The 15,771-nt window shown below is 55.9% G+C and carries 17 protein-coding genes; 10 read left to right on the forward strand and 7 right to left on the reverse strand.

The window, feature by feature from the left end; all coding sequences use genetic code 11:
• Position 1: 1 nt before the first annotated feature.
• Positions 2–769 (reverse strand): amidohydrolase, encoded by a 768-nt coding sequence (locus MKZ79_RS13680; protein WP_336142926.1) that lies wholly within the window; start codon positions 767–769, stop codon positions 2–4.
• Positions 757–1,917 (reverse strand): pyridoxal phosphate-dependent aminotransferase, encoded by a 1,161-nt coding sequence (locus MKZ79_RS13685; protein ID WP_336142927.1) that lies wholly within the window; start codon positions 1,915–1,917, stop codon positions 757–759. The genes MKZ79_RS13680 and MKZ79_RS13685 overlap by 13 nt, the downstream gene beginning before the upstream one ends.
• 139 nt (positions 1,918–2,056) lie before the next feature.
• Between MKZ79_RS13685 and MKZ79_RS13690 the strand changes: the two genes are divergently transcribed.
• The 9 genes from MKZ79_RS13690 (at position 2,057) to MKZ79_RS13730 (ending at position 12,192) form a co-directional block, all read left to right on the forward strand.
• Positions 2,057–2,668 (forward strand): methylthioribulose 1-phosphate dehydratase, encoded by a 612-nt coding sequence (locus MKZ79_RS13690; RefSeq protein ID WP_336142928.1) that lies wholly within the window; start codon positions 2,057–2,059, stop codon positions 2,666–2,668.
• Positions 2,665–3,351, forward strand: coding sequence for an acireductone synthase (mtnC, locus tag MKZ79_RS13695; RefSeq protein ID WP_336142929.1), 687 nt, complete (start codon positions 2,665–2,667; stop codon positions 3,349–3,351). Before MKZ79_RS13690 ends, mtnC begins: the two co-directional genes overlap by 4 nt.
• Positions 3,348–3,890, forward strand: coding sequence for a 1,2-dihydroxy-3-keto-5-methylthiopentene dioxygenase (locus MKZ79_RS13700; protein ID WP_336142930.1), 543 nt, complete (start codon positions 3,348–3,350; stop codon positions 3,888–3,890). Before mtnC ends, MKZ79_RS13700 begins: the two co-directional genes overlap by 4 nt.
• 618 nt (positions 3,891–4,508) lie before the next feature.
• Positions 4,509–4,709 (forward strand): class IIb bacteriocin, lactobin A/cerein 7B family, encoded by a 201-nt coding sequence (locus MKZ79_RS13705; protein WP_336142931.1) that lies wholly within the window; start codon positions 4,509–4,511, stop codon positions 4,707–4,709.
• A gap of 309 nt (positions 4,710–5,018) precedes the next feature.
• Entirely contained in the window at positions 5,019–5,414 is a 396-nt protein-coding gene (locus MKZ79_RS13710) for a hypothetical protein (protein WP_336142932.1), read from the forward strand.
• A gap of 241 nt (positions 5,415–5,655) precedes the next feature.
• Complete coding sequence (gene dapB, locus MKZ79_RS13715; protein WP_336142933.1) at positions 5,656–6,471, forward strand: 4-hydroxy-tetrahydrodipicolinate reductase; 816 nt, start codon at positions 5,656–5,658, stop codon at positions 6,469–6,471.
• 435 nt (positions 6,472–6,906) lie between these two features.
• A complete protein-coding gene (carA, locus tag MKZ79_RS13720) occupies positions 6,907–8,049 on the forward strand; it encodes a glutamine-hydrolyzing carbamoyl-phosphate synthase small subunit (protein ID WP_336142935.1) in 1,143 nt (380 codons plus the stop codon).
• Positions 8,050–8,063: 14 nt separating this feature from the next.
• Positions 8,064–11,294: a carbamoyl-phosphate synthase large subunit gene (gene carB / locus MKZ79_RS13725; RefSeq protein WP_336142936.1), complete on the forward strand. Its 3,231-nt coding sequence runs from the start codon at positions 8,064–8,066 to the stop codon at positions 11,292–11,294.
• Positions 11,295–11,463: 169 nt separating this feature from the next.
• Positions 11,464–12,192: an acid phosphatase gene (locus MKZ79_RS13730; RefSeq protein WP_336142937.1), complete on the forward strand. Its 729-nt coding sequence runs from the start codon at positions 11,464–11,466 to the stop codon at positions 12,190–12,192.
• A gap of 100 nt (positions 12,193–12,292) precedes the next feature.
• Here the strand turns inward: MKZ79_RS13730 and MKZ79_RS13735 are convergent, their stop codons facing one another.
• The 3 genes from MKZ79_RS13735 to MKZ79_RS13745 form a co-directional block, all read right to left on the reverse strand.
• A complete protein-coding gene (locus tag MKZ79_RS13735; protein ID WP_336142939.1) occupies positions 12,293–12,613 on the reverse strand; it encodes a helix-turn-helix domain-containing protein in 321 nt (106 codons plus the stop codon).
• Positions 12,610–12,951, reverse strand: a complete 342-nt coding sequence (locus MKZ79_RS13740) for a toxin (RefSeq protein ID WP_336142941.1) — start codon at positions 12,949–12,951, stop codon at positions 12,610–12,612. The genes MKZ79_RS13735 and MKZ79_RS13740 overlap by 4 nt, the downstream gene beginning before the upstream one ends.
• Positions 12,952–13,193: 242 nt before the next feature.
• Positions 13,194–13,808: a LysE family translocator gene (locus MKZ79_RS13745; RefSeq protein ID WP_336142943.1), complete on the reverse strand. Its 615-nt coding sequence runs from the start codon at positions 13,806–13,808 to the stop codon at positions 13,194–13,196.
• Between the two features lie 193 nt (positions 13,809–14,001).
• Here MKZ79_RS13745 and folA point away from each other — a divergent pair, with 193 nt between their 5' ends.
• Complete coding sequence (gene folA, locus MKZ79_RS13750) at positions 14,002–14,481, forward strand: type 3 dihydrofolate reductase (protein WP_336142944.1); 480 nt, start codon at positions 14,002–14,004, stop codon at positions 14,479–14,481.
• A 32-nt stretch (positions 14,482–14,513) separates the two neighbouring features.
• On the opposite strand, the gene apaH is transcribed toward folA, so the two are convergent.
• Together apaH and apaG are read right to left on the reverse strand one after the other, a co-directional pair.
• Positions 14,514–15,344 (reverse strand): bis(5'-nucleosyl)-tetraphosphatase (symmetrical) ApaH, encoded by an 831-nt coding sequence (gene apaH, locus MKZ79_RS13755; RefSeq protein WP_336142945.1) that lies wholly within the window; start codon positions 15,342–15,344, stop codon positions 14,514–14,516.
• 51 nt (positions 15,345–15,395) lie between these two features.
• Positions 15,396–15,770: a Co2+/Mg2+ efflux protein ApaG gene (gene apaG, locus MKZ79_RS13760; RefSeq protein WP_336142946.1), complete on the reverse strand. Its 375-nt coding sequence runs from the start codon at positions 15,768–15,770 to the stop codon at positions 15,396–15,398.
• Position 15,771: the final 1 nt, after the last annotated feature.

Below are 15,771 nucleotides of genomic sequence, written 5' to 3' on the forward strand. Positions count from 1 at the left end.
ATCAGAAGTGAAAATCATCCGCATCGCGCCAGGCCGGAAAGCGTTCACGATACTCACGCAGGGTTTCCAGCGACAGCTGCGCGTTAAGGATGGCTGGCTGATGCGGTTCGCCGGCCGCCACTATCTCGCCCTGCGGGGTGATGATGCGGCTGTCGCCGCTGTAGCTATGATTGTTGGCGTCCACGCCGACTCTGTTGCAGCCGGCGACATACGCCTGGTTCTCGATAGCCCGCGCCAGCAGCAGCGCCTGCCAGTGCGCCGAGCGCGCCTGCGGCCAGTTGGCGACATAGAGCGCCAGGTCGTAGTCGTCGCGATTGCGGGAAAAGACCGGAAAGCGCAGGTCGTAACAGATCTGCGGCAGAATGCGCCAGCCGCGAAACGTCACGATTTCGCGACGCTCGCCCGCCAGATAGTGCTGGTGCTCGCCAGCCATACGAAACAGATGACGCTTGTCATAGCGATGCAGCGTGCCGTCCGGCTCCGCCAGCAGAAAACGGTTAACCGCGCCCTGTTCCGTCTGAATGGCGGCGCTGCCGCCGACCATTGCGTTTGCCTGCGCCGCTTTTTCCCGCAGCCACTCGATCACGCGCGCTTCCGGCAGCGAACGTTGCGCCGCCTCCATCGCAAAGCCGGTGGTGAACATCTCCGGCAGCACGATCAGATCGCGATCCGTTAATCCCGCCAGCAGGCCGTCAAAGAAACGCAGATTGGCTTCGCCGTCCATCCAGACCAGCGGCTGCTGTAGCACGCTCAGGTTTAAAGCTGACATAAGCGCTCCGCGGCGGCGTCCAGCGTGGCTTCCTGCTTGGCGAAGCAGAGGCGGATAAGCTTGTGCGGGAAAGGCCCGGCGCAGAACACCGACAGCGGGATCGCCGCGACGCCCGCTTCTTTGGTGAGCCACTGGCAGAAGGCGACATCGTCCAGATCGGAAATCGCACTGTAGTCGGCCAGCAGGAAATAGGTGCCTTCACAGGGCAAAATTTGCAGGCGGCTTTTCGCCAGCGCCTGCACAAAACGATCGCGGCGCGCCTGATAAAACGACGGCAGTTCGCGATAGTGCTGCGGCTCGGCGTTGAGCATATCGGCCAGCGCCAGCTGGGCAGGCGTATTTACCGCAAAGGTCAGATATTGATGCACCTTGCGCACTTCCGCCGTTAATGCCGCAGGCGCTACGCAGTAGCCGACTTTCCAGCCAGTCATATGAAAGGTTTTGCCGAAAGAAGAGACGGCTACCGCGCGTTCGCGCAGCCGGGGATGCGCCAGTACGCTGGTATGGCCTTCTTTGGCGAAACAGATATGCTCGTAAACCTCGTCGCTCAGCACATAGGTTTCCTGCGCTTTTATCGCCTGCCACAGAGACTCGAAATCGCTTTTCTGCCAGACGGTGGCAGAAGGGTTGTGCGGCGTATTCAGAATAACCAGGCGGGTTCGTGGCGAGAGCAGCGCGGCAAATTCCTGCCAGTCGGCGCGAAAAGCCGGCGGATGCAGGGCGATGCGTTTCATTACGCCGCCGGCCAGCGTCACCGCGGGCGCATAGCTGTCGTAGCTGGGATCGAAGCAAATCACTTCGTCGCCCGTCCGCACCAGCGCGGTAATGGCGGCATAGAGCGCTTCGGTCGCGCCTGCCGTTACCGTGATTTCGCTGTCGCTATCCGGTTTGTAGCCATACAGCTCCGCAGTTTTAGCCGCGATCGCCTCGCGCAGCGGCTGCACGCCGGTCATCGGCGCATACTGGTTGGCGCCCGCGCTGACATGGTACGCCAGCCGTGCTTTCAGGTAGTCCGGCCCATCGAAGTCGGGAAAGCCCTGGGAAAGATTAATAGCGTTGTGCTGCTGCGCCAGCGCGCTCATCTGCGAAAAAATCGTGGTGCCGAGCGCGGGGAGTTTGCTCTCGGGGGTAATCGACATCTGGCTCATTAGCAGTAACCCTTGCGGAACGTTGTTTGTGAGGTGTCAGACCGTTGCCGCCACTATACCGGCAGTGTTAGTATTTGGCAATCAAGACGCTTAGACGTCTAAACGCATAAGCTTATGCCGTGCAAAAAAAAGGAAGGCTATGACAACATCGCAACTGGACCAGCTGGTGGCGGCCTGCCACTGGATTGGGGCTAAAGGCTGGGCGCCCGCGACCGGCGGCAATATGTCGGTGCGTGAAAGCGACGCATTTTGTCTGCTCAGCGAATCCGGCAAAGACAAAGGCGCACTGACCCGCGACGACTTTATTCAGGTCGCTATCGCCGACAATAGCGTGCCTTCCGGGCGTAAACCCTCAGCGGAAACCGGGCTGCACACCCTTATCTACCGGCTTTTTCCTGAGGCAGGCGCAATACTGCATACCCATACCGTTAATGCCACCGTGCTCTCAAGAGTTGAGAAGAGCGCCGCGCTGCAGCTGCAAGGTTATGAAATGCAGAAAACGCTCGCCGGACAGAACTCGCATCTGGAGAGCGTGCATATTGCGCTTTTCGACAACGATCAGGATATTGAAGCGCTGGCCAGGCGAATTGAAAGCTTTGCCGCCGCTAATCCGCTGCGCTACGGTTTTCTGCTGCGTGGCCACGGGCTGACCTGCTGGGGCCGCGACGTCAACGAAGCGCGGCGGCAGCTTGAGGGACTGGAATTTCTGTTTCAGTGTGAACTACAGCGTCGGCTTCTGGAGGCCAAATGATCCGCGCCATTGTCACCGATATCGAAGGCACTACCAGCGATATCCGCTTCGTGCATAACGTGCTTTTTCCTTATGCGCGCGAAAACCTGGCGGCCTTTATCGCCGCTTTTCAGCATCGCGACGATGTCGCGCAGGCGCTGAACGATCTGCGGGAAGAAATCGCGCAGCCGCAGGCCACGACAGAAGATCTGATCGCCGTGCTGTTCGGTTTTATGGATGAAGATCGCAAATCGACCGCGCTGAAAGCCCTGCAGGGAATGGTCTGGCGCGACGGCTACCTGAATGGCAGCTTTACCGGCCATCTCTATGCCGATGTGCTGCCTGCGCTGACAGCCTGGCAGGCGCAAGGCCTGAAGCTCTATGTTTATTCATCCGGTTCAGTAGCTGCGCAGAAATTGTTGTTTGGCTACAGCGACGAGGGTGATATTACCTCGTTGTTCAGCGGCTATTTCGATACGCATGTCGGCGCCAAACGCGAGACGGCCTCATATCGAAATATCGCGGCAAAGATCGGACTGCCGCCTGATGCGCTGCTGTTTTTATCGGATATTCATCAGGAGCTGGACGCCGCTCGGGAAGCGGGCTGGCACTGCGTGCAGCTTATTCGCGACGAGGCGGACAGCCAAAGCCGCCATCGTCAGGTCAGCGGTTTTAATGAGATAAATCTGGAGTGGTTTTTATGAGCGCACTGACTATTTTTACCGACAGCGAAGCCGCTACGCCGGTCTGGCACAGCACCGATGCCGAAGAAATCCGCCAGAAGCTGAACAGCAAAGCGGTGCGTTTTGAGCGCTGGCAGGCGGATCGCGACCTGGGCGAAAATCCGCAGCCGGAAACGGTGATCAAGGCCTATCAACACGCCATCGATCGGCTGGTGGCGGAGAAGGGCTATCAGAGCTGGGACGTTATCAGTATGCGGGCGGACAACCCTCAAAAAGAGGCGCTGCGAGAGAAATTCCTCTCTGAACATACGCATGACGAAGATGAAGTCCGCTTCTTTGTGGAAGGCGCCGGACTTTTCTGTCTGCATCTGGATGGGCATATCTATCAGGTGCTGTGCGAGAAAAACGACCTGATTTCGGTGCCGGCGGGGACGCCGCACTGGTTTGATATGGGTTCCGCGCCGCATTTCACCGCTATTCGCATTTTTGACAATCAGGAAGGCTGGATCGCCAGGTTTACCGGCGACAGGATTGCGGATGCCTATCCGCGGCTCTCTTAGCCGTTTACTTTAGCCCTGGTACGCAGCAGCGTGAATTCGCCAGATGATGCCGGATTTTCAGGCTGTTGCGTCCCGCTTCCGATGCGGTGGGCGAAGCTGTCACTGCCGCTATGCGCTTCTGTTTGGCAGCGGTTAAGCGGCGACTGCCTGTGGCGTCGGGTTGCACAGGCGCACCTGTTTGAATACGCATTCCGGAACGCAAAGCCTGCTCTAAGAGAGATAAGGTTAATTGTCGGCGCAGTGCATAAAATTTATCTGGAAAATAAAATCAATTTATTCTGATGTCGTTTTAGAATAACAGATTTAAAAACGCAGGCGCCTGATGATTTCTGGATGTTTATTGTTTCTTTTTTATAAGTCGATCAGGGTGTTTTATAATTTCCCGATATTTCCCTTTTGATTTATTTATCTTCACAAGGAATATTCCTGGGCGGAATAGAATAAAAAAGTTGAAGTATCTTTTTGTCCTGTTATTATCATTTCGCTACTTAAGATAATTGTATGCGGCTACCAGCCAGATAAACTAATGTCTTAAGTTGTCTGTTTCTGCTTTCAGCCTTCCAGGTTAATTCTGGATTTGTTAGCAGGCGATTGTGTAAATAAAAAAAGGAATTTATTATGAGAGAGTTAAATCAAAAAGAAGTTAACGAAGTTAGCGGTGGCTGTGGCCTGGTGACTGGCGTGCTGAGTGGCCTGGCTGCTGGCGCAGTAACCTTTTTCAGCGCTGTTTACAACCTCCTTAATCCAAAAACGTCGGATTCAAGCGCAGGCTCAGATTCCAGCTCTGATTCCAGCTCAGGTTCCGGCTCTTCTTCATAATTAAGGCTTTGCTTTTAATTCCGGTTTCTTTTATTAGCCTGTTCTGACCTGTGCGCAGTCCACTCTACGGCGCTCTGGTTTTGCTTATCTGACGGGTGGCCGGAAGAAAGTCAGGGAGGGCATTTTTAATGTGTCTGCTGACTATTAAAAACTGCCCTCCTGTTTAATTGCAAAGAAAAACCTATAATCGTTTTATGAGATTATGATGTTCTTAAATAAATGGCCTGTATAAAAGGTAATGTTGCTCCTCTTGGGGGAACAGGCTCTTTTCGGGCAAAAAATCTGAATTTTTATTTAAAAGGATATTATATGAGAGAGTTGACGGTTACAGAACTTAATGAAGTAAGCGGTGGGTTCTTTTTGTTGGCGACGGGCTGTGCGATAGCCTGTACGGCAGCGGTGGCGGCCGCCGGTATCGCTGGCGTCGCTGGTATCGCTGGCGTCGTTGTCGGCGGGGCGGCTGTCGGAGCGCTGGCCGCGGCGGCTGCAGTTGGCGCCCTGGCGGGCGGTGTGGCCGTGGGCGCCGGAGCGACCGCCGCCGCGCTGGCGATTGGGGCCGCCGCGGGCGCCGTGACAGTAGGCGTCGCCGCTGCAGCGGTTGGGACGGTCGCGGCCGGCGTCTATCTTGTAGGTGATTTTATCACTTATCGTACCATGCAGCAGGCGGGGCTTATCGCGCCAGTTGAGCTGCCGACGATCGGCTGATATTTTCGCGTAAGCGACGAGCGCGGCTGTGCCCTCTTTATCTGCTGCTTTGTCCGCTTCATCCTGAACGCCGTGACCGGAAGGCCGTGGCGTTTTTTGTCGTCCCGGACTGTGGATTGGCTTTACTGATAACTTTCTCCCTCCAGCCTGAAATTCTAATCCTGCTATTTTGTTGTAGCCTGACCAGCTATGCCTGGTTAACCTGTTTGCGTTTTGCATGCGTAACCTTAAGGGATTCATTATGAAAGATGCACAGATCCGCCTGGCGATAGTGGGCGCGGCCGGACGCATGGGGCGTCAGCTGATTCAGGCCGCTCATGAAGCGGAAGGCGTGGTTCTCGGCGCCGCGCTGGAGCGTGAAGGCTCTTCGCTTGTCGGCAGCGACGCGGGCGAGCTGGTGGGTATCGGCAAGCTGGGCGTTACGATCGGCGATCGACTGGTGGCGGAGGATTTTGACGTTCTGATCGACTTTACCCGCCCGGAAGCATCGCTGAACTATCTGGCTTTTTGCCGTCAGCATAAAAAAAGCATGGTTATCGGCACCACCGGGTTTGATCAGGCCGGCAAAGAGGCGATTAAAGCGGCGGCGCAGGAGATTGGCATCGTATTCGCCGCTAATTTTAGCGTCGGCGTTAATCTGGTGCTGAAGCTGCTGGAGAAAGCGGCCAAAGTCATGGGCGACTACGCGGATATAGAAATTACCGAAGCGCACCACCGTTATAAAGTCGATGCTCCTTCCGGCACCGCGCTGGCGATGGGGGAAGCGATTGCCGACGCAATGGCGTGGGATCTGGACGAACATGCGGTCTACAGCCGTGAAGGCCATACCGGTGAGCGTAAGCCGCAAACGATAGGTTTCGCTACCGTGCGTGCCGGGGATATCGTAGGCGAACACACCGCAATGTTTGCAGATATCGGCGAACGGGTAGAGATAACCCACAAGGCTTCAAGCCGTATGACCTTTGCAAAAGGCGCCATTCGCGCCGCTGGATGGATAAAAGCCAAAGATAAAGGGCTTTATGATATGAGAGATGTGCTTAATCTGGATGAAATCTGATTTTTAGTTTTCTAATATCTCAATTAAAACCTGCTATTATCAACAAGTTGCTTTGTTTATTGTTTTTATAGCGGGTTTTTATTATTTTTAAATTAAAGTTTGCGTTTTTGGTGATATTCTCTGGTTTTACTACGTCTCAAACCTAAATTTTGACCATTTGGTCTGGTTTTTCCCTCTCGCAAAGTCTTTATTCAGTTACTTTCAGCACGAAACCGTTTTTATCAGCGCATTATCTGCTGTTTTTGGTGGTTATCGTCCGCCTTTGCCGTCAGTTGCGTAAAAAAACATGCTTCAGGGTAGACATTAGCCAGAGCGATCATTAGAATGCGCGCAATTTGCCAAAAATCGAGCGGTCAGGCGGTTTTTGCATTGATTTAAGGGTACTCTCTGAATTAATATGCAAATAATGTGACTGTTTATTCTCTGGAGGATGTTTTGATTAAGTCAGCGCTATTGGTTCTGGAAGACGGAACCCAATTCCACGGTCGGGCCATCGGGGCAACTGGTACGGCCGTTGGGGAAGTCGTTTTCAACACGTCGATGACCGGTTATCAAGAAATCCTCACTGATCCTTCCTATTCACGCCAGATTGTTACTCTTACCTATCCTCATATCGGCAATGTCGGCACCAATATCGCCGATGAAGAATCCGCCCAGGTTCACGCCGAAGGTCTGGTTATCCGCGATCTGCCGCTGATTGCCAGCAACTTCCGTAATGAAGAAGGCCTGTCCGCTTATCTGCAGCGTCTTAATATCGTGGCGATTGCCGATATCGACACGCGCAAGCTGACCCGTCTGCTGCGCGAAAAAGGCGCGCAGAACGGCTGCATCATCGCGGGCGATGCGCCTGATGCGGCGCTGGCGCTGCAGAAAGCGAAAGCGTTTCCCGGTCTGAAAGGCATGGATCTGGCGAAAGAAGTTACCACGAAGGAAAGCTATCAGTGGCTACAGGGCAGCTGGACGCTGGACGGCCTGCCGACGCCGAAGAAAGCCGAGGAGCTGCCTTTCCATGTGGTCGCCTACGACTACGGCGTCAAACGTAACATTCTGCGTATGCTGGTGGATCGCGGCTGCCGTCTGACGGTGGTGCCGGCGCAAACGCCTGCGGAAGAGGTGCTGAAGATGCAGCCGGACGGCATCTTCCTCTCTAACGGCCCTGGCGACCCGGAGCCGTGCGACTACGCGATCGATGCGATTAAAACTTTCATGGAAACGGAGATTCCGGTGTTCGGTATCTGTCTTGGCCATCAGCTGCTGGCGCTGGCGAGCGATGTGAAAACGGTGAAGATGAAGCTGGGCCATCACGGCGGCAACCATCCGGTAAAAGATCACGACAACAACACGGTGATGATCACCGCGCAGAACCACGGGTTCGCCGTTGATGACAACAATCTGCCCGCGAACCTGCGTATCACGCATACCTCGCTGTTTGACCATACGGTGCAGGGCATCCACCGCACGGATAAACCGGCGTTCAGCTTCCAGGGCCATCCCGAAGCCAGTCCCGGCCCGCATGACGCCGCGCCGCTGTTCGATCACTTTATCGAACTGATCGAAGCCTACCGTTCAACTAAATAATCAGGAGCGAGAAAATGCCAAAACGTACCGACATAAAAAGTATCCTGATCCTTGGCGCTGGCCCGATCGTAATCGGCCAGGCCTGTGAATTCGACTACTCCGGCGCGCAGGCGTGTAAAGCGCTGCGCGAGGAGGGCTACCGCGTCATCCTGGTGAACTCTAACCCGGCGACCATTATGACCGATCCGGAGATGGCCGATGCGACCTACATCGAGCCAATTCACTGGGAAGTCGTTCGCAAAATTATCGAGAAAGAGCGTCCGGACGCGGTGCTGCCGACTATGGGCGGCCAGACCGCGCTGAACTGCGCGCTGGAGCTGGAGCGTCAGGGCGTGCTGGAAGAGTTCGGCGTCGCGATGATCGGCGCAACTGCAGACGCCATCGACAAAGCGGAAGACCGTCAGCGTTTCGACAAGGCGATGAAGAAAATCGGCCTGGAAACCGCACGTTCCGGTATCGCGCACAATATGGAAGAGGCGCTGAAGGTCGCTGAAGACGTCGGCTTCCCGTGCATTATCCGTCCTTCCTTTACTATGGGCGGCACCGGCGGCGGCATCGCTTACAACCGCGAAGAGTTCGAAGAAATTTGCGAGCGCGGCCTGGATCTGTCGCCGACCAACGAGCTGTTGATCGATGAATCGCTGATCGGCTGGAAAGAGTATGAAATGGAAGTGGTGCGTGACAAAAACGACAACTGCATCATTGTCTGCTCCATTGAAAACTTCGACGCGATGGGCATCCACACCGGCGACTCCATCACCGTAGCGCCAGCGCAGACGCTGACCGACAAAGAATACCAAATCATGCGTAACGCCTCGATGGCGGTACTGCGTGAAATCGGCGTGGAAACCGGCGGCTCCAACGTGCAGTTCTCGGTTAACCCGGAAAACGGTCGTCTGATCATTATCGAGATGAACCCGCGCGTTTCCCGCTCTTCCGCGCTGGCTTCCAAAGCGACCGGCTTCCCGATTGCGAAAATCGCCGCCAAGCTGGCCGTGGGCTATACGCTGGACGAGCTGATGAACGATATCACCGGCGGCCGCACGCCAGCTTCGTTCGAGCCTTCTATCGACTATGTGGTCACGAAGATCCCACGCTTCAACTTTGAAAAGTTCGCTGGCACCAACGATCGTCTGACCACGCAGATGAAATCCGTGGGTGAAGTGATGGCGATTGGCCGCACGCTGCAGGAATCGATGCAGAAAGCGCTGCGCGGCCTGGAAGTGGGCGCGAACGGCTTCGATCCCAAGGTAGATTTAAACGACGCGGAAGCGCTGACTACCATTCGTCGCGAGCTGAAGGATGCCGGTTCCGATCGCATTTGGTATATAGCCGACGCTTTCCGCGCGGGCATGTCCGTCGACGGCGTCTTTAACCTGACCAATGTTGACCGCTGGTTCCTGGTGCAGATTGAAGAGCTGGTGCGTCTGGAAGAGCAGGTCGCTCGTGAAGGCATCAACGGCCTGACGGCGGATTTCCTGCGCACGCTGAAGCGTAAAGGCTTTGCCGACGCGCGCCTGGCGGCGCTGGCCGGCGTGGCGGAATCGGAAGTGCGCAAGCTGCGCCATCAATATAACCTGCATCCGGTTTACAAACGCGTGGATACCTGCGCGGCAGAGTTCTCCACCGATACCGCCTATATGTACTCTACCTATGAGGAAGAGTGCGAAGCCAATCCGAACCAGGATCGCGACAAGATTATGGTGCTGGGCGGCGGGCCGAACCGCATCGGTCAGGGCATCGAGTTTGACTACTGCTGCGTACACGCCGCGCTGGCGCTGCGCGAAGATGGTTTTGAAACCATTATGGTCAACTGCAACCCGGAAACCGTTTCGACCGACTACGACACTTCCGACCGTCTCTATTTCGAGCCGGTGACGCTGGAAGACGTGCTGGAGATCGTGCGTATCGAGAAGCCGAAAGGCGTTATCGTTCAGTACGGCGGCCAGACGCCGCTGAAGCTGGCGCGCGCGCTGGAAGCGGCGGGCGTACCGGTTATCGGTACCAGCCCGGATGCGATTGACCGCGCGGAAGACCGCGAGCGCTTCCAGCAGGCGGTGGATCGCCTGGGCCTGAAGCAGCCGGCTAACGCCACGGTAACGGCGCTGGAGCAGGCTGTTGAGAAAGCTGTCGCTATCGGCTATCCGCTGGTGGTGCGTCCTTCTTACGTGCTGGGCGGCCGCGCGATGGAAATCGTTTATGACGAAGTCGATCTCAAGCGCTACTTCCAGACCGCCGTATCCGTATCCAACGATGCGCCAGTGCTGCTGGATCGCTTTCTGGACGACGCGGTGGAAGTGGACGTCGACGCGATTTGCGACGGTGAACGCGTGCTGATTGGCGGCATCATGGAGCATATCGAGCAGGCTGGCGTTCACTCCGGCGACTCGGCCTGTTCTCTGCCGGCCTATACGCTGAGCAAAGAGATTCAGGATGTGATGCGCCAGCAGGTAGAGAAGCTGGCCTTCGAACTCTGCGTGCGCGGCCTGATGAACGTGCAGTTTGCGGTGAAAGATAACGAAGTCTATCTGATCGAGGTTAACCCGCGCGCCGCTCGTACCGTGCCGTTCGTCTCTAAAGCGACCGGCGTGCCGCTGGCGAAAGTCGCCGCTCGCGTCATGGCGGGCAAAACGCTGGCGGAGCAGGGCGTAACGGAAGAGATCATTCCGCCTTACTACTCGGTGAAAGAAGTGGTGCTGCCTTTCAACAAGTTCCAGGGCGTCGATCCTATTCTTGGCCCGGAAATGCGCTCTACCGGCGAAGTCATGGGCGTTGGCCGCACCTTTGCGGAAGCCTTCTCTAAGGCGATGCTGGGCGCGCAAAGCAACATGAAGAAAAGCGGTCGCGCGCTGCTCTCCGTGCGCGAAGGCGATAAAAAGCGCATCGTGGATCTGGCCACCAAGCTGCTGAAATTCGGTTTCGAGCTGGATGCCACGCACGGCACTGCGGTGGTTCTGGGCGAAGCGGGCATTAATCCGCGCCTGGTCAACAAGGTGCATGAAGGCCGCCCGCATATTCAGGATCGCCTGAAGAACGGTGAATATGCCTATATCGTCAACACCACCGCAGGACGCCAGGCGATTGAGGATTCCAAACTGATCCGCCGCAGCGCGCTGCAGTACAAGGTGCATTACGACACCACGCTGAACGGTGGTTTCGCCACGGCGATGTCGCTGAATGCCGATCCGACCGAGAAAGTGATCTCCGTGCAGGAGATGCACGCGCAGATTAACGGTCAGGCTTAACGTCTTCCCCGTGTTAATTATCCCCGCTCCGGCGGGGATTTTTTTTGGAAATTTATCCGCTGCTTTGTTGAATCTGTGATCTTACCGTTGGCACATACGCTGGCGGTTACCTTATATTCAGTTTTCCATGATGGAACATTGTTCACAATACTGTAATAAGGGATTAAAGATGAGAAGAACCCTGGTGGCCGCGGTCACGCTGGCGATAGCCTTTCCTGGTTTCGCTACATTTGATGTCACTACCCATCCCGATCTGTTTTTCCTGAAAGAGTCTCAGTCTTTTGACAGTTTTGCTTTATTGCCGCCGCCGCCAGCGGGCGACAGCATCGAGTTTCTCAGCGATAAAGCGCAGTACGACGCGGCCAAATTGCTGCGAAATACGCCGCGCGGAAAGCAGGCCTGGCAGGATGCGCACGTTGCCGGCAACGGTCTGCCAGAGGTGTTCTCTGCCGCCTTTGGGCAGGAAATTTCCAAAGAGAAAACGCCGGAACTTCATCGTTTGATGACGAAAATGATCGAGGATGCCGGCACGCTGGCCACCAGCACTGCCAAAAAGCACTACATGCGTATCAGGCCGTTCGCTTTTTATAATGAACCCACCTGTCGGCCTGAGGATCAGGCTACGCTCTCTAAAAACGGATCTTATCCTTCCGGTCATACTTCCATAGGTTGGGCGACCGCGCTGGTGCTGGCTGAAATTAACCCCACCAGGCAGGATATTATTCTGAAACGAGGCTACGAACTGGGGCAGAGCCGGGTTATTTGCGGCTATCACTGGCAGAGCGATGTGACGGCCGCGCGAGTGGTCGGCAGTGCGATTGTGGCTCGTCTGCATGCCGATGAAGGCTTCGCCCGGCAGCTGCAAAAAGCGAAAGACGAGTTCAAGCGCGCTTTGTGATCGCATAAGTTCACTCATCGCCGCTTAAGAGCGGCGGCAGATCAGGCGCCGCTCTGTTTAGTCACGTCGGCCTTCTCTGAAGTGGGCCGCGAGCCGTTCTTTATGTTGAGAGGGTTGCCAGGGTTTGCAGCAGCTGTGGATCTTTTTCCACCATTTTGATCAGTAAAACCGCCTGATTATTGGGCTTCGCCCGGCCCTGTTCCCAGTTCTGATAGGTGGTAAGGCCGGTATGCAGATACTGAGCGAACAGCGCCTGCGACAGCTGCAGCGACTCTCTGATCCGCCGCAGATCGCCGGCGGGCAGCGCGATATCGCGCTCGATGCTCAGCCGGTGGGTTTTCAGGGTTTTTTTGCCCGCGTTCAGTTCGCCCCAGGCGTCCATACCCTCAACCAGTTCGGTAAATAACTGACGTTTTTTCATGGTTCCGTTTCCGCTATATGATAGTCCAGTAGGTGACGCAGCTGGCTCTTCTGCGTGCAGGTTAAATCCCCCATCTCCCCTTTGCTGTAAAGCGTAAAAAGAAGGAAATGCGACCTTTCCTGCCACCAGTAGTAGATAACACGCAGACCGCTTCGCTTCCCTTTATGGCGCTGGTCATCACCCAGCCTGAGCTTTCGCAATCCTCCGGTATGCTGCATGACATCGCCGCAGCAGGGTGAGAGCAGCAGCAGATTTTGCAGACTGCGAAACGCTTCATCAGAAAGGTATTCCGCACGGTGACGTGCAAAAGGGGGCAACTCAACAAAAACAGCGTCCATTGCCGTCTCTCCTTATCGCAATAAACTATCCCCATATTGAGGTTAGTTCAATGGGTTTGATCAATTTTTCATCGCTATTTTGCCTGTTATAGCGACGGCGCGCCGCTGCGAAATGTTCGTATTGCGTAACGTCTCGCAGGCGGAACAGACAAACCTGTCGGCAGAGCGCATCAAAGGAGGAGAGAAGCAGAGAACGTTGAAAGCGCCGTCGGCGCGCTGCCGACGGAGCCGGAAAAGCGTAATCAGGAAAGCGCGACCTTAATGCCGAAAGCAATCAGCACTGAACCCAGCAGCTTATCGATAATTTTTTGCGTTTTGGCCAGACCACGGCGTACCGGCGCGCTCTGGATCAGCATCACCAGCGTTGGCCACCACAGGGAGGAGAGCGCCAGAATAATCCCGGCATACCAGATCTTTTCACCAAAGCCTGAGTTGACGTTCAATACCTGGGTGAAAATCGACAGGAAAAAGAGCGTCGCTTTCGGGTTGAGCAGATTACACAGGTAGCCCTGCATAAACGCTTTCCTGAGCGAGGTCTGCTCCGGCTTCACGCTGTCGAGATCCAGCTTGCCGCCGCCGCGCGACAGCAGAGCCTGAATGCCGACATAGATAAGATAAGCCGCGCCCGCATACTTCAGCAGCATAAACAGCCACGGCGTGGTGGTGATCACCACCGCCATCCCGGCAACGCAATAGAGCATATGGGTCGCTACGGCGCAATTAACGCCCAGCGCGGTCATCAACGCGGCCCGACGCGGATAGCGCGCCGCGTTTTTAACGATAAGAAAGAAGTCGGGGCCAGGCGAGAGCATGCCCAGCGTCGCAATAGTGACGATCAGTAAACTGGTTTCTAACATGATGTTCCCGGAATCTTACGTAATAGAGAGGTTTTAAACGGCCTGATGCGGCTATTTTAGCCTGAAGTTCTGCTAAAAGACACGCAAACGAGATACCGTCAAACCTTTACGTATTTCGCTAAGCTTACCTATCGACGAAAGTTTCGCCTTTCCGTATGATGGCGCCAATTTTACACCTTGTGAGTATGCTCAGATGATAAGCCTGATTGCGGCCATGGCCGCCGACCGCGTTATTGGGATGGAAAATGCGATGCCGTGGCATCTGCCGGCCGACCTGGCCTGGTTTAAGCAAAATACCCTGAATAAGCCGGTCATTATGGGACGCCGCACCTTTGAATCCATTGGTCGTCCGCTGCCGGGCCGTTTGAATATCGTGATCAGCAGCCAACAGAACGGCGCGGAAGGAGTAAGCTGGGTTTCCTCTATTGAAGAGGCGCTGAAAGCGGCGGGCGACGCGGAGGAGATCATGGTGATTGGTGGCGGACGCGTTTACGAGCAGCTGCTGCCGCACGCCGATCGGCTTTACCTGACGCATATTGATGCGGAAGTTGAAGGCGATACCACTTTCCCGGACTACGAGCCGGACCAGTGGCAGTCAACCTTCAGCGAATTCCACGACGCGGACGAAAAAAACAGCCACAGCTACTGTTTTGAAATCCTCGATCGTCGTTAATAAAAAGGGCGGATACTCTCCGCCCGGTTTCTCTACTCTTCTGTCGCGCGCTCACGGTTAGAGGCCTGCGTGAACCAGGTTTTATCTTCCCAGCGCAGCATCGTCAGCACGCCGCCCCAGCAGCAGCCGGTGTCCAGACCTAAAACATTTTCCGGCGTGCCTTTTCCCTCCAGCGAAGCCCAGTGACCAAACGCAATGGTATAGTCGCGCGAAACCGGCCCGGGAATAGCGAACCACGGCTTAAGAGGCGCAGGCGCCGAAGCGGGCGAATCTTTGCAGATCATATCCAGCTGGCCGTTGGGAAAGCAGAAGCGCATACGGGTTAATGCGTTGGTGCTGAAACGCAGGCGCGCCAGACCGGTGAGTTCCGGCGTCCAGTTGTTAGGCATATCGCCGTACATCGCGTCCAGAAACAGCGGATAGGTGTCGCTGGCGAGCACGGCTTCTACCTCGCGGGCGCAGGTTTTCGCCGTGGCGAGATCCCATTGCGGCGTGATCCCCGCATGCGCCATCACCAGTTTCTTCTCTTCGTCGACCTGCAGCAGCGGCTGGCGACGCAGCCAGTTGATCAGCTCGTCGGCGTCCTCCGCCTCCAGCAGCGGCGACAGACGATCCTTCGGCTTATTGCGGCTGATCCCGGCGAAGACCGCCAGCAGATGCAGATCGTGATTGCCCAGCACTACTTTGACGGCGTCGCCCAGCGAGCGAACATAGCGCAGTACTTCCAGCGAAGCGGGGCCGCGTGCGACCAGATCGCCCGTCAGCCAGAGGCTGTCCTGAGCGGGATCGAAAGCAACCTGCCGCAGCAGCGCCCGTAGTTCATCGTAGCAGCCGTGAATATCGCCAATCAGGTAAGTGCTCATAAACAGTCCGGATCTCTGCGCCGGACAAGCCCGCCCGGATCGCAATCAGAATTAGTGTATGTGACTGGGAACGGCCAGCCGGAACACCGGGATCGCCACGCGGAAGGCTTCGCCCTCGCTGTCGATCATCTCGTAGTGTCCCTGCATGGTGCCCATAGGGGTTTCAAGAACGGCGCCGCTGGTGTACTGAAATTCATTGCCGGGCGCGATATGCGGCTGTTCGCCAACCACGCCTTCGCCCTGAACTTCCGTTTCGCGGCCGTTGCCGTTGGTGATCAGCCAGTAGCGGCCGAGCAGTTGGACAGCGTGACGCCCCAAATTACGCACGGTAATGGTGTAGGCAAAAACGTAGCGGTTCTCTTCCGGCGCGGACTGCGACGCAATATAAGCGCTCTGAACATGCACACAAACTCGGGGCGTATCCATA

The sequence above is a fragment of the Erwinia sp. CGal63 genome (assembly GCF_037026505.1).
Taxonomy (GTDB): Bacteria; Pseudomonadota; Gammaproteobacteria; order Enterobacterales; family Enterobacteriaceae; genus Erwinia.

Bases quoted from the DNA above. Each gene is read 5' to 3' on its own strand.
- apaG (WP_336142946.1), bottom strand. From the start codon at position 15,770: ATGGATACGCCCCGAGTTTGTGTGCATGTTCAGAGCGCTTATATTGCG.
- MKZ79_RS13735 (WP_336142939.1), bottom strand. From the start codon at position 12,613: ATGAAAAAACGTCAGTTATTTACCGAACTGGTTGAGGGTATGGACGCC.
- MKZ79_RS13740 (WP_336142941.1), bottom strand. From the start codon at position 12,951: ATGGACGCTGTTTTTGTTGAGTTGCCCCCTTTTGCACGTCACCGTGCG.
- MKZ79_RS13680 (WP_336142926.1), bottom strand. From the start codon at position 769: ATGTCAGCTTTAAACCTGAGCGTGCTACAGCAGCCGCTGGTCTGGATG.
- MKZ79_RS13710 (WP_336142932.1), top strand. From the start codon at position 5,019: ATGAGAGAGTTGACGGTTACAGAACTTAATGAAGTAAGCGGTGGGTTC.
- folA (WP_336142944.1), top strand. From the start codon at position 14,002: ATGATAAGCCTGATTGCGGCCATGGCCGCCGACCGCGTTATTGGGATG.
- MKZ79_RS13700 (WP_336142930.1), top strand. From the start codon at position 3,348: ATGAGCGCACTGACTATTTTTACCGACAGCGAAGCCGCTACGCCGGTC.
- MKZ79_RS13690 (WP_336142928.1), top strand. From the start codon at position 2,057: ATGACAACATCGCAACTGGACCAGCTGGTGGCGGCCTGCCACTGGATT.
- MKZ79_RS13705 (WP_336142931.1), top strand. From the start codon at position 4,509: ATGAGAGAGTTAAATCAAAAAGAAGTTAACGAAGTTAGCGGTGGCTGT.
- carB (WP_336142936.1), top strand. From the start codon at position 8,064: ATGCCAAAACGTACCGACATAAAAAGTATCCTGATCCTTGGCGCTGGC.
- mtnC (WP_336142929.1), top strand. From the start codon at position 2,665: ATGATCCGCGCCATTGTCACCGATATCGAAGGCACTACCAGCGATATC.
- MKZ79_RS13685 (WP_336142927.1), bottom strand. From the start codon at position 1,917: ATGAGCCAGATGTCGATTACCCCCGAGAGCAAACTCCCCGCGCTCGGC.
- MKZ79_RS13745 (WP_336142943.1), bottom strand. From the start codon at position 13,808: ATGTTAGAAACCAGTTTACTGATCGTCACTATTGCGACGCTGGGCATG.
- apaH (WP_336142945.1), bottom strand. From the start codon at position 15,344: ATGAGCACTTACCTGATTGGCGATATTCACGGCTGCTACGATGAACTA.
- dapB (WP_336142933.1), top strand. From the start codon at position 5,656: ATGAAAGATGCACAGATCCGCCTGGCGATAGTGGGCGCGGCCGGACGC.
- MKZ79_RS13730 (WP_336142937.1), top strand. From the start codon at position 11,464: ATGAGAAGAACCCTGGTGGCCGCGGTCACGCTGGCGATAGCCTTTCCT.